The 12,511-nt window shown below is 63.4% G+C and carries 10 protein-coding genes; 6 read left to right on the top strand and 4 right to left on the bottom strand.

The annotated features are described in order from the left end of the window. The first annotated feature begins 74 nt into the window (after window positions 1-74). Together lepA and RO009_10445 are read left to right on the top strand one after the other, a co-directional pair. Window positions 75-1,886, top strand: a complete 1,812-nt coding sequence (lepA, locus tag RO009_10450) for a translation elongation factor 4 (protein MDT3685448.1) — start codon at window positions 75-77, stop codon at window positions 1,884-1,886. 385 nt (window positions 1,887-2,271) lie between these two features. Next, window positions 2,272-5,319, top strand: coding sequence for an autotransporter domain-containing protein (locus RO009_10445; GenBank protein MDT3685447.1), 3,048 nt, complete (start codon window positions 2,272-2,274; stop codon window positions 5,317-5,319). A gap of 502 nt (window positions 5,320-5,821) precedes the next feature. On the opposite strand, the gene RO009_10440 is transcribed toward RO009_10445, so the two are convergent. Together RO009_10440 and RO009_10435 are read right to left on the bottom strand one after the other, a co-directional pair. After that, on the bottom strand, window positions 5,822-6,235 hold the full coding sequence (locus RO009_10440) for a DUF1127 domain-containing protein (protein MDT3685446.1): 414 nt from the start codon (window positions 6,233-6,235) through the stop codon (window positions 5,822-5,824). A 131-nt stretch (window positions 6,236-6,366) separates the two neighbouring features. After that, window positions 6,367-6,873 carry a L,D-transpeptidase gene (locus tag RO009_10435; protein ID MDT3685445.1) on the bottom strand — a complete coding sequence of 169 codons (507 nt, stop codon included), beginning with the start codon at window positions 6,871-6,873 and terminating at the stop codon, window positions 6,367-6,369. A 115-nt stretch (window positions 6,874-6,988) separates the two neighbouring features. On the opposite strand from RO009_10435, the gene mepA reads away from it, so the two are divergent. After that, the gene (mepA, locus tag RO009_10430; protein MDT3685444.1) at window positions 6,989-7,900 is read left to right on the top strand and encodes a penicillin-insensitive murein endopeptidase; all 912 of its coding nucleotides are present in this window, start codon (window positions 6,989-6,991) and stop codon (window positions 7,898-7,900) included. Here mepA and RO009_10425 read toward each other — a convergent pair whose 3' ends face one another. Both RO009_10425 and RO009_10420 read right to left on the bottom strand, forming a co-directional pair. After that, window positions 7,901-8,494 (bottom strand): Yip1 family protein, encoded by a 594-nt coding sequence (locus RO009_10425; GenBank protein ID MDT3685443.1) that lies wholly within the window; start codon window positions 8,492-8,494, stop codon window positions 7,901-7,903. A 3-nt stretch (window positions 8,495-8,497) separates the two neighbouring features. After that, complete coding sequence (locus tag RO009_10420) at window positions 8,498-10,129, bottom strand: GMC family oxidoreductase N-terminal domain-containing protein (protein MDT3685442.1); 1,632 nt, start codon at window positions 10,127-10,129, stop codon at window positions 8,498-8,500. A 198-nt stretch (window positions 10,130-10,327) separates the two neighbouring features. On the opposite strand from RO009_10420, the gene modA reads away from it, so the two are divergent. Genes modA through modC form a run of 3 tightly spaced genes read left to right on the top strand, consistent with a single transcriptional unit; the run spans window position 10,328 to window position 12,511 of the window. Then, window positions 10,328-11,125 carry a molybdate ABC transporter substrate-binding protein gene (gene modA, locus RO009_10415; GenBank protein ID MDT3685441.1) on the top strand — a complete coding sequence of 266 codons (798 nt, stop codon included), beginning with the start codon at window positions 10,328-10,330 and terminating at the stop codon, window positions 11,123-11,125. Between the two features lie 2 nt (window positions 11,126-11,127). Then, complete coding sequence (gene modB, locus RO009_10410; GenBank protein MDT3685440.1) at window positions 11,128-11,823, top strand: molybdate ABC transporter permease subunit; 696 nt, start codon at window positions 11,128-11,130, stop codon at window positions 11,821-11,823. A 1-nt stretch (window position 11,824) separates the two neighbouring features. Next, window positions 11,825-12,511 (top strand): molybdenum ABC transporter ATP-binding protein, encoded by a 687-nt coding sequence (modC, locus tag RO009_10405; GenBank protein MDT3685439.1) that lies wholly within the window; start codon window positions 11,825-11,827, stop codon window positions 12,509-12,511.

Here is a 12,511-nt window from a genome sequence, read left to right as displayed (position 1 = left end):
GCGCCTCGGGGTGACGGGGAGAGGCAGTTTTTGGCAGCCTTGCCGCCCCTGATGGCCGGTGCTATCTGCCCGCCATGAGTACCGCCCCCCTGAAAAACATCCGCAATTTCTCGATCGTGGCGCATATCGACCACGGCAAATCGACGCTGGCCGACCGGCTGATCCAGCTCACCGGCGGCCTCGACGCGCGCGAGATGGCGGGCAAGGAACAGGTGCTCGATTCGATGGACATCGAGCGCGAGCGCGGCATCACCATCAAGGCGCAGACGGTGCGGCTCAATTACCGCGCGCAGGACGGGCAGGATTACATTCTGAACCTGATCGACACGCCGGGCCATGTCGACTTCGCCTATGAGGTGAACCGCTCGCTCGCCGCCTGCGAGGGCTCGCTGCTCGTGGTCGATGCCTCGCAGGGCGTGGAGGCGCAGACGCTCGCCAATGTCTATCAGGCGATCGACAACAATCACGAGATCGTGCCGGTGCTGAACAAGGTCGATCTGCCCGCCGCCGAGCCGGAGAAGGTGAAGCAGCAGATCGAGGACGTGATCGGCATCGACGCCTCCGACGCCATTCCGATTTCGGCGAAGACCGGCATCGGCGTGCCCGACGTGCTGGAGGCGATCGTGCACAAGCTGCCCGCGCCGAAGGGCGACCGCGACGCGACGCTCAAGGCGCTGCTCGTCGACAGCTGGTACGATTCCTATCTCGGCGTCATCGTGCTGGTGCGCATCGTCGACGGCACGCTGAAGGAAGGCGACACCATCAAGATGATGGGCACCGGCGCAACCTATGAAGTCGATCGTGTCGGCGTGTTCACGCCGAAAAAGGTGGAAGTGAAGGAGCTGGGGCCGGGCGAGATCGGCTTCCTCACCGCCTCGATCAAGGAAGTGGCCGACACCCGCGTCGGCGACACCATCACTGATGCGAAGAAGCCGGTCGCGGAAGCCCTGCCCGGCTTCAAGCCGGCGATCCCGGTGGTGTTCTGCGGTCTGTTTCCGGTCGATGCTGCCGCCTTCGAGGAGTTGCGCGCGGCGATGGGCAAGCTGCGCCTGAACGACGCCAGCTTCTCCTTCGAGATGGAAACATCAGCCGCGCTCGGCTTCGGCTTCCGTTGCGGCTTTCTCGGCCTTCTGCATCTCGAGATCATCCAGGAGCGGCTGGAGCGCGAATTCAATCTTGACCTGATCGCGACCGCGCCATCGGTGATCTACAAGATGACGCTGACCGACGGAAAGCAGATTGAGATTCACAATCCGGTCGACATGCCGGATGTGGTGAAGATCGAAGAGATCCAGGAGCCGTGGATCGAAGCCACCATCATGACGCCGGACGACTATCTCGGCGCGGTGCTGAAACTCTGTCAGGACCGCCGCGGCGTGCAGAAAGAGCTGACCTATGTCGGCAACCGCGCCATGGTGAAATACGAATTGCCGCTCAACGAAGTGGTGTTCGATTTCTACGACCGGCTGAAATCGGTGTCGAAGGGCTATGCTTCCTTCGATTATCACCTGACCGACTATCGGCCTTCCGATCTTGTGAAGATGCAGATCCTCGTCAACGCCGAGCCGGTCGACGCCCTCGCGATGCTGGTGCACAGGACACGCGCGGAAAGCCGCGGCCGCGCCATGGTCGAGAAGCTGAAGGAACTGATCCCGCCGCACATGTTCCAGGTGCCGATCCAGGCCGCGATCGGCGGCAAGGTGATCGCGCGCGAAACCGTGCGCGCGCTGCGCAAGGACGTGACCGCGAAATGCTACGGCGGCGACGCCACCCGCAAGCGCAAGCTTCTGGAGAAGCAGAAGGAAGGCAAGAAGAAGATGCGCCAGTACGGGAAGGTGGACATCCCGCAGGAGGCGTTCATCGCCGCGCTGAAGGTGGATGTGTAATCCCTCGGCCCGGCACCGCTGCTGAAAATACCACCAAGGATTCTTAGCGGGCCGTGGATACCATCTAACCGAGCGGTCTCTTCCCGCTGGTCAATCGCGAGTCTGATGCGGTGGTATGCTGATCCTGAAACGCAAGTGCGGCAAACGGATTTAGAACAATTTAATTTAGCTTTGACAGCTTCCATTGACGCCTCGGCGCAGTGGGCACCGATTGTTGCAGTCACGCCCGGCCGCAGGACTCACGCTGACGCTGCACAGGGTGCTGCCCTTGTTTTCTCGCGAAACGGCATCAGACGGCGGCGCAATCTCTGTCCGCTCCACGGCGCCACGTCGGATCGCTTGGAAGATCCGCCACGCCGGAGGCGGGCTTCGCGTGCGAGGGCGCTTGAGCACCTGCGGACGCAAGCGACCGAAGCGCGCGGCAACATTGCGCGTTATACTTGCAGCGTGGGCGCTGATTGCGGCGGCCCCACCGGCCGCCGCGCAGGACGCGACCTGGCTGCTCAACCCGGGTTCCAACAACTTCAACACCGGCGCCAATTGGTCCACAGGCAGCGTGCCGACCGGGACCGCGTTTTTCGACGTGTCGACCGTCACGAACCTGACGAACTCGGCCAACACCACGATCGGAAGCTGGACGTTCAACGTCGGCGCGTCGAACTACACCTTCACCACGCCCAACAACCGCAGGGTCACCTTCAACGGCGCCGGCATCGTGGTGAACGGCGGCAGCATCACCATCGACAACAACAACAACTTCATTTTCAACAACGCCGCCTCCGCCGGCAACGCCGTCATCGCCAACACCGCCACCGTCGGCAACGACAGAAACCTAATCTTCAACGACACCAGCACGGCCGGCAACGCCGTCATCACCAACAACAGCAACCTCGACTTCAACGACAGCAGCACGGCCGGCAGCGCCACCATCACCAACAACGACGTCGCCGATTTCAACGACAGCAGTACCGGCGGCACCGCCAGCATCACCAACAACGACCAGCTGAATGTCCGCAACACCAGCACGGGCGGCTCCGCCACCATCATCAACAATCTGAGCCTGGAATTCTTCAACACCGCCACCGCCGGCAGCGCCGACATCACCAACAATGTCGGCGGCACCATCGACTTCAACAACACCAGCACGGGTGGCAGCGCCGCCATCACCAACAACGGCACGCTCAATTTCCGCGGCACCAGTACCGGCGGCAACGCCGCCATCGTCAACAACCTCGGCGGCCAGGTCAATTTCTCGACCAGCCGCGGCCCGGCCAATGACGGCCGGATTTCGGCCGGCTCCATCGCCGGCGCGGGCAATTTCCTGCTCGGCGACAACGAACTCACCGTCGGCGGCAACAACCAGAGCACCACGGTCAGCGGCGTCATCAGCGACACCGGCGTCGGCCCGCCCGGCGGGTCGCTGGTGAAAACCGGCACCGGCACGCTGACGCTGTCGGGCACCAACACCTATGCCGGCTCGACCACGATCAACACCGGCACGCTGGCCTTGTCCGGCACCGGCAGCATCGCGGCCTCGGCCGGCGTGGACGTGGCCAATGCAGCGGGCGTCTTCGACATCTCCGCCACGGCCGCCGGCGCCACGATCAAGACGCTCTCGGGCGTGGCCAACAGCTCGGTCGTGCTCGGTAACCAGACGCTGACGCTGTCGAGCGCGTCGGGCAGCTACAATGGCGTCATCAGCGGCGTCGGCGGCGGGCTGACGCTCAGCGCCGGCACCGAGACGCTGACCGGCGTGAATACCTATACGGGAGCGACGACGGTCAACGGCGGCACGCTGCTGGTCGACGGCTCGATCGCGCCGTCGAGCGGGCTCACGGTCAATTCGGGCGGCACCATCGGCGGCACCGGAACGTTGCCCACGACGTCGATCAATGGCGGCATTCTTGCTCCCGGCCCTCCCATCGGCACGCTCAGTGTGCAGGGCAATCTCAGCTTCACGCCCGCGTCCACTTACCAAGTCGACATTTCGCCGACCAGCAACGATCGCACGAATGTCACAGGGACGGCCACCCTCGCCGGCACCGTGCACGTCATCGCGGAGCCCGGCAACTATCCTAAGAACAAGACTTACACCATTCTCACCGCTTCCGGCGGGCTGATCGGAACATTCTCGGCATTGGACTTCGCGTCCGATTTCCTTTGCGCCTGCCTGAGCTATGACGCCAACAATGTGTACCTGCAGATCGTCAGCACCGGCCTCACTTTCGCCGGCGTAGGACAAACTCCAAATCAGATCGCAACCGGAGCCGCGGTGGAACAGCTCGGTACGGGCAACCCCATCTACGACGTGGTCGTGCTCGGCAACGCAGAACAGGCTCGCACGGCATTCGATCTGCTCTCGGGCGAGATTCATGCCAGCGCAGCGAGTGCAATGCTCGACGAGTCGCGCCTCCTGCGCGATGCGGTGTTCGAACGACTGCGGCAACCCTATGGCGGCCGGTCCAGCCCGCTTGAGGCACTCAGTCCTGCCGGTCCCGTGTCGGCTTACGGCGCCACAGCCGAGGCATTCACGGCTCCGTTTGCAGCACAGGCCGCAACAGTCCCTTCGCCAGCGGAGCGCGTCATCGCCACCTGGGCGCAGGCGATCGGCGCCTGGGGCCGCGCCGGCGCCGACGGCAATGCCGCCACGCTCACTCATTCGACCGGAGGCCTCATCAGCGGACTCGATGCGACCTTTGGCCAGTCATGGCGGCTCGGCATTGCGGGCGGCTACAGTCGTTCCCGGCTGCATGCTGATCAGCGCAGTTCGTCGGCCGCGCTCGACAACTATCATCTCGGTTTCTATGGCGGCGGACAATTCCACGCGGTCGGGCTGCGTGCGGGCCTTGCGAACACTTGGCATGACATCTCCACGAGTCGAAGCATCGGCTTTCTTGGCGGCGAAGGATGCTGCGTGTCCTTCTTCAGCAACATGGTGAATGCAAATTACCAAGCTCGCAGCATGCAGGCGTTTGGAGAAGCCGGCGTGGCGTTGTCGTCCGGCGGCGTGGCAATCGAGCCGTTCGCGAACGTCGCCTATGTCGAAGTGCATACGGACGGCTTTGCCGAGTCCGGTGGGGCTGCTGCACTCACCGGGGAGGGCCAATCGAACCACGCGACATTTGCGACTCTGGGAGCGCGGGCGGCGACCACCGGCATAGCACCCGGCGGTGCGACTGTTACTGCGCGCGGGACGCTGGGGTGGCGCCATGCCTTTGGCGATCTGGCTCCGTCGATGACAATGGCGTTTGCCAACGGTGGCACGCCATTCGATATCGCAGGCGTCACGATTGCTCGCGATTCTGCACTGGTCGAAGCCAGCGTTGATCTTGGTATCAGAGCGGACCTCGCCATCGGGCTGACGTATTCCGGCCAATTCTCCACGCGGGTAAGCGACCATTCGGTCAAGGGAAGCCTGGTCTGGAAATGGTAGCCACCGTCGGCGTCAGGCCTGATCACGCCTACGCTTCTTTTACCGCTGCCTCTATTGACTCTATTCCTATAGGATGATAATCATATTTCGTCTCCGCCCTTCCCCGCGCCGCCGTCATGACGCGGTGCGGACAGACGGGCGGGCCGGAGACCCGTCGCGCCGGAGATACGGTGCGGCGCTCCGGGGCCGATGCGGGCGAAGGACCCGCAGACGGCTGACCGTCCCGGGGGCTTGATGCCGCGCGGGACCGATGGAGCGCCGGGAGGCGCAGGGCTCTTCGCCAGGAGCCCGCGCGCCTCGCCAGGCGCGCGGCGGGGTGCGTCAATCCCCGCCAAAGGGGGCCTGTGAGCGCCGGCCCCTGGCGAAGAGCCCTGCGCCTCCCGGCGCTCCATTGCTCTTTCCGGAAACGGAAAGAGGAAAGGAAACAGGGACAGGCGAGCCCCGCGCCTTCAAACAACAGGGGCGGCGGAGCGTTGGCTAAGGTCTTTTGGCGGTCATCCACTCAGCGGAAATTAGCAGTCTCCACTGTCAGCAGCAGCGGCGCGCCGGGCGTCAGCGACGGCGCCGGCAGACGCGATACGTCGCTGCGGCTCTGTGCATTCCGCCTGTCGCTTCCGCGCCGTGTCGTGGAGTCATCGATCATGCGGCCGGGCGTGAACCAGCCGCTGCGCGAAGCGGCAACAACGTCGGCGCGGGTCAGGCCGATATCGCTGAGCATGCGGTCGTCGGCCTGCATCAGCAGGGCCAGCTCGCGTTCATATTGCCGGGCCAGCGCGATGCGCGCGCGGAACGCCACGATCCCGCGTGACAGGCGGCGGAAGCCGCGCCGCACATGTTTGCCGAGAGAGATGGCGCGCGCGGTGCGCGCCTGCGCGATGGTGCGCGGCGCGAGATGGATCATGGTGGTCACAAGCATGGTCGTCTCCGTTTTTCCGTGAGCGCCGCCATGACTGCGTTTCCGGCATGACTGAGAAACCGGGCGAAAAGCCCCGGCAATGGCGGCTCAGATATTGGTCGGGATTTGGTCGCGCTCAGGCGCGTCCAGGTTCAATCACCGGCGCCTTCAAAATTGCGGCGGATGTCAGCGCCGGTCTCCGCGGCCAAATGCTGCGCCGGTTTGGCAGCCATGTTGGTTGCGCCGACGCGCTCGATGATGATGCGGGTATTGTCGGCGCCATGCGTCCGCACCAGTGCGAACAAGACGGCGGCATTGTCGGGATGCAGCCGCACGCAGCCCTTGGATGCGCGCCGGCCCAGTTGCCTCACATGCGTGGTGCCGTGGATCGCATAATTACCGTCGAAGAAGATCGAATAAGGCATCGGCGCCATATTGTATTTGCGCGAATGCCATTTGCGCTCCAGCCGCTGCGGCCTGTAGGTACCATCATGCGGGCCGCCGCCGAGGCCGGTCGACACGATCCAGGAATGCCGCATCTCGCCGTCCACGCTCACGAACATGCGCTGGCTAGCCTTGTCGACCCGCACTTCCAGATCGGCCTGTGCCGGCAGCGGCCAGAAAATCAGCGCCATCAGGGCGGGGACAATACGATTCATCTCTGTCAACCCGACGTCGGAACGGCCCATCCGGCGGCGACAGAGTTGTGCTGACAAATCGGCCGCGTCCGGCTAGACGGCATGCATGCTAAAGCTGCAATTCCACCTTATCGCGATGGCTGTTGCTGCTTCCTTAAGCGCCCCTTGGTTTGGCGGCGCCGCGGGCGCGCAGGACATCGGCAGCGTCAGCCCGAAGCCGCTGCCGCCGCTCGCCAATCCCAAGGACCCGAAAACTCCGGCCAAGGAACTTTTCGTCCGCAAGCCGACGCCGGCGAACCTGCAGGCCCGCGCGATCGGCTTTTACACGCGGGGGTGTCTGGCCGGCGGTGTCGCGCTGCCGATCAACGGCAAGACCTGGCAAGTGATGCGGCTGTCCCGCAACCGCAACTGGGGTCATCCGAATCTCGTCCGCACGCTCGAGAAACTGGCTGACAAGGGTCCCAAGGTCGGCTGGCGCGGTCTTTTGGTCGGTGACATGGCGCAGGCGCGCGGCGGCCCGATGTTTACGGGGCATGCGAGCCATCAGGTCGGGCTCGACGCCGATATCTGGCTGACGCCCATGCCGGCGCGCGAACTGACCCGGCTCGAACGCGAGGAAATGTCGGCGACCAATGTGGTGCGCGAGGACAAGAAGGATATCGATCCGTCGGTCTGGACCTCGCAGCACGCGGCCATCATCCGCGCCGCCGCCGAAGACCGGCAAGTCGAGCGCATCATCGTCAATGCCGCGATCAAGAAAGCGCTCTGCCGCGAGGCCGGCAGCAACCGTTCATGGCTGCACAAGGTGCGCCCGTGGTGGGGGCACAATTATCATTTCCATATCCGCATTGTCTGTCCGAAGGACAGCCCGGACTGCAAGCCGCAGGATCCGCCTCCGGACAGCGACGGCTGCGGCAAGGAGCTGGATTACTGGTTCCAGGAACACATTCTTAATCCGCCGCCGCCGAAAGAACCGCCGAAGCCGAAACCGCCGCTGACCATGGCGGACCTTCCCGCCGCTTGCCGGCAGGTGCTGCTGGCGCCGTGATCAGAGATTGCGCGGCAGCGCGAACACGAAATCCTTGATCAGCGCCAGAACAACGATAAGGACGAAGGCGAAGACGATGATCGCCAGCGCGAAAAGCGGAGCGCGATTGCGCGGCACATCCATCAGCGGGGTTGCGCCGGTCCCGAGCAGATAAAAGCTGTAAAGCCCAAGTGCGGTCAGAAAGCGCAGACCGGGCATGATCAGGAAAACCCCGGCAAGCCAGACCGGCGTATGCGCATAGACCGACAGCTTCAGCGCATGCATGAAATTGCGCCGCCCACCGAAGAATTGCGCCACGAGGTCGATGGCCATGGCCACCAGATACACGATCACGAATGACAGCAAATAGCTGATCGCCGCATTCGCAAGGCCCGACACGATCGGCGCACGGAAAGTCCCGACAGAGACCTTCACCCCGACCAGGGACTGGCCGATGAATCCGGCCAGCGCCGGAATCAGCGCCAGAATTGCGACGTAGCGGACAAACAGAAATGCCGGCTCGGTGAATTCCCGCTCGATCACCGGCCATTCCTTGCGCGGCGTCAGCAGGATACTCTTGATCCGCTCGAACAGATTGAACTTCACCCGCGCCATCGGTCAGCGCCTGGCGTCTTCGCGGATCATCGCCGCGGCCTTGTCTGCAATCATCATAGTGGGCGAGTTGGTATTGCCGGAGGTAATGGTCGGCATGACAGAGGCGTCGGCGATGCGCAAGCCCTCAAGCCCGATGACGCGCAGGCGCTCATCCACCACGGCGAGCTTGTCGTCGGGACGGCCCATCTTGGCCGTGCCCACCGGATGAAAGATGGTGGTGCCGATATTGCCCGCCGCCGCAACAAGTCCGGCCTCGTCCTCGTCCCGGACATCGCCGCCCGGCAGATACTCGACCGGGAAAAATTTCTGCAAGGCCGGTTGCGCGATGATCCTGCGAGTCACGCGAATGGAATCCACCGCGACTTTCCGGTCCTCGTCAGTCGACAGATAATTCGGCTGGATCGCCGGCGCGTCGTCCGGCGCTGCCGAGCGCAAACGGACATGGCCGCGGCTCGTCGGCCGCAGATTGGCGACACTGACGGTAAAGGCTGCGAAGGAATGCAGCGGATCGCCGAACTTGTCGAGCGATAATGGCTGCACGTGATATTGGATATTGGGTCGTTCCTGATCGGAATCAGACCGTGTGAATGCGCCAAGCTGCGAGGGCGCCATGGTGAGGGGCCCGCGGCGACGCAACAGATAGTTCAGGCCCATGCCGGCGCGGCGAAAAGGCGAGCGATAGGTCTCGTTCAATGTGGTGACGCCAGAGACTTTATAGATCAGGCGCAACTGCAGATGATCCTGCAGGTTTTCGCCGACGCCCGGCTTGTCGAGGACGGGCATGATCCCAAATTGATTGACCTGCGCCGCAGGCCCGATCCCGGACATCAGCAGCAATTGCGGCGACCCGATCGCGCCTGCGGCCAGAATCACCTCGCCCTTGCAACGCGCGAGCCGCACTTCACCATTCTGTCGGAAACGCACACCGATAGCGCGCCTGCGATCGAAAATGATGCGCTCGGCAAGGCAGCCTGTCTCCAGCCGCAGGTTTTCGCGCTTCAGCACCGGCTTCAGAAAGCCGCGCGCCGACGACCAGCGCCGCCCGCGCTTCTGGTTCACGTGGAAATAGCCGACGCCCTCGTTGTCGCCGGTGTTGAAATCGGACACTTTCGGAATGCCGTATTCGGCGGCCGCCTGCTGGAATGCATCCGTGATGTCCCAGCGCAGGCGCGGATATTCCACACGCCATTCGCCGCCTTTGCCATGGTGCTCGCCCTCGCCCATGAAATGGTCGAGCTGCTTGCGGAAGATCGGCTTGACATCGTCCCAGCCCCAGCCGGTCAGGCCGAGCTGCCGCCAGTGATCGTAGTCGCCGGCCTGGCCGCGCATATAGATCATGGCGTTGATCGCCGAACAGCCGCCGATCACCTTGCCGCGCGGATAATTCAGGCTGCGGCCGTTCAGGCCCGGCACCGCGTCGGTCTTGAACATCCAGTCGGCGCGCGGATTGCCGATCGCGAACAGATAGCCGACCGGGATGTGAAACCAGATCCAGTTGTCGCGGCCGCCGGCCTCGAGCAGCAGCACCTTGCTCTTCGGATCGGCAGAAAGCCGGTTGGCCAGCACGCATCCGGCCGACCCTGCCCCGACAATAATGTAGTCATAGTCGCCGCCCAGCAGCTCCGGCTCGCGCATTTCTGTCCTCCCGGGGCGTGGAATGTGCAGTGCCAAATGGCACTTGGCAATCAGGTACAGATCGCTAAAGTGCACCCGCGATCCGCGACGCGCTGGGCGCGCGTCCCGAATATCTGGAACGGCGGTTCCTCAAGGACGATCGCATAATTTCAAAGACACCCTTGCAGGTGGCGGCTTGCCGTCACCCGGAGAACCGCCATGATCAGACGTCATTTTGCTGCACTCGCTGCCGCGATCTTGTTCGCGGCCCTGAGCGGCCCGATCACCTCGCCTGCCGCCGCGCAGGACAAATCCATCACCGTCTTCGCCGCCGCGTCCATGAAGAACGCGCTCGACGACGTGAACACCGCCTATACCAAAACCACCAGCGTGAAGGTCGTGGCGAGCTATGCCGCCAGCTCCGCGCTGGCAAAACAGATCGAGGGAGGCGCGCCGGCCGACATCTTTGTTTCTGCCGATCTGAAATGGATGGACTATCTCATCGACAAGAAAGCCATCAAGACCAATACGCGCGTCAACCTGCTCGGCAACAAGCTGGTCCTGATCGCGCCGAAGGATTCCAAGATTGGCAAGGTGACCATCGCCAAGGGCTTCGACCTTGCGAAGCTTGCCGGCGACGGAAAGATCACCACCGGCGACGTGAAGGCGGTGCCGGTCGGCCGTTATGCCAAGGCCGCACTGGAAAGTCTCGGCGCATGGGCGGCAGCGGAGCCGAAATTCGCGATGGCCGACAATGTCCGAGCCGCGCTGCTGCTGGTATCGCGCGGGGAGGCAGCGCTCGGCATCGTCTATGAAACCGATGCCAAGATCGATCCCGGCGTGAAGATCGTCGGCACGTTCCCGGAAAACTCGCACCAGCCGGTCACCTATCCGGTCGCGGCGACTGCGACGGCCAAACCGGAGACCGCGGGCTACCTGTCGTTCCTGCGCTCGCAGGTCGCGAAATCCACGTTCGAGAAACACGGTTTCACCTTCCTGATCAAGCCGACATCCTGAACGTGCTCGAACTGACTCCCGAAGAATGGACGGCGATCCGGCTCTCTCTCCGGATCGCCCTCTGGGCCACGTTCGCTGCCTTGCCCTTCGGCATTGCCGTGGCGTGGCTGCTCGCCCGCAAGGATTTCTGGGGCAAGGCGCTGCTCGACGGTCTCGTGCATCTGCCGCTGGTGCTGCCCCCGGTCGTGACCGGCTATCTGCTGCTGATTTCGTTCGGCCGTCGCGGCCCTATTGGCGCGTTTCTGTATGAGCATTTCGGTATCGTGTTCTCATTCCGCTGGACAGGCGCGGCGCTCGCCTGCGGGGTCATGGGATTTCCACTGCTGGTTCGGGCGATCCGCCTCTCGATCGAGGCGATCGATCGGCGGCTGGAAGCCGCCGCCTCAACGCTCGGCGCCAGCCCGCTCTGGATATTCGCGACCGTGACGCTGCCGCTGGCCTTGTCCGGCGTGATCGCCGGCATGGTGCTGTGTTTCGCCAAGGCACTTGGCGAATTCGGCGCCACCATCACCTTCGTATCGAATATTCCCGGCGAAACGCAGACCATCTCCGCCGCCATCTACACCTACACGAATATTCCCGGCGGCGACGCAGCGGCGGGGCGCTTAGTCATTGTTGCTATCGTGCTGTCGCTGATCGCTCTCATTATTTCGGAATGGTTCGCGCGCCGCGCCAGCATGCGCTATCACGGTGACTAGCATGCTCGCGGTCGATGTGCAGAAACGGCTCGGCGATTTCTTTCTCGCGGCGAAATTCGAGACCGAGCGCGGCGTAACCGCTTTGTTCGGTCCATCCGGCTCCGGCAAAACATCCGTTATCAGCATGATCGCCGGGCTGCTGAAGCCGGACAAAGGCCGCATAGCGATCGAGGGCGATGCCCTGTTCGATTCCAGTGTGGGCGTGAACAGACCGCCTCACCGGCGCGGAATCGGCTATGTCTTCCAGGAGGGCCGGCTGTTTCCGCACATGAATGTACGATCGAATCTCGATTACGGTCGCTGGATGTCGGGCATTAAGCGTGACAAGAACACATTTGACCGTGTGGTGGATTTACTCGGCATCGCGCATCTTCTCGATCGCCGGCCCGGCCCGCTGTCCGGGGGCGAGCGGCAGCGTGTCGCGATTGGCCGCGCCTTGCTGATGCAGCCGCGCCTGCTGCTGCTGGACGAGCCCTTGGCCTCGCTCGACGCCGCGCGCAAGGCCGAGATTTTCCCTTATCTGGAGCGGCTGCGCGACGAAGCCCAAGTGCCGATGATCTATGTCAGCCATTCCCCCGGCGAAATCCGCCGGATCGCCAATAGTGTCGTTCGCCTGGATGGCGGGCGGGTGAGCGCTATCGGTGGCCATGAAATCCTGAAGGCAGCGGACACGGAATTATTCGCGTAA

Source organism: Pseudorhodoplanes sp., assembly GCA_032027085.1.
Lineage (GTDB): Bacteria > Pseudomonadota > Alphaproteobacteria > Rhizobiales > Xanthobacteraceae > Pseudorhodoplanes.
Note: the sequence above shows the minus strand (reverse complement) of the source record. Positions and strands in the feature narration are given on the sequence as shown.

Excerpts from the sequence above, each read along its gene's own strand:
- modA (MDT3685441.1), top strand. The coding sequence starts at position 10,328 with ATGATCAGACGTCATTTTGCTGCACTCGCTGCCGCGATCTTGTTCGCG.
- RO009_10435 (MDT3685445.1), bottom strand. The coding sequence starts at position 6,873 with ATGAATCGTATTGTCCCCGCCCTGATGGCGCTGATTTTCTGGCCGCTG.
- RO009_10425 (MDT3685443.1), bottom strand. The coding sequence starts at position 8,494 with ATGGCGCGGGTGAAGTTCAATCTGTTCGAGCGGATCAAGAGTATCCTG.
- modC (MDT3685439.1), top strand. The coding sequence starts at position 11,825 with ATGCTCGCGGTCGATGTGCAGAAACGGCTCGGCGATTTCTTTCTCGCG.
- mepA (MDT3685444.1), top strand. The coding sequence starts at position 6,989 with ATGGCTGTTGCTGCTTCCTTAAGCGCCCCTTGGTTTGGCGGCGCCGCG.
- lepA (MDT3685448.1), top strand. The coding sequence starts at position 75 with ATGAGTACCGCCCCCCTGAAAAACATCCGCAATTTCTCGATCGTGGCG.
- RO009_10440 (MDT3685446.1), bottom strand. The coding sequence starts at position 6,235 with ATGCTTGTGACCACCATGATCCATCTCGCGCCGCGCACCATCGCGCAG.
- RO009_10420 (MDT3685442.1), bottom strand. The coding sequence starts at position 10,129 with ATGCGCGAGCCGGAGCTGCTGGGCGGCGACTATGACTACATTATTGTC.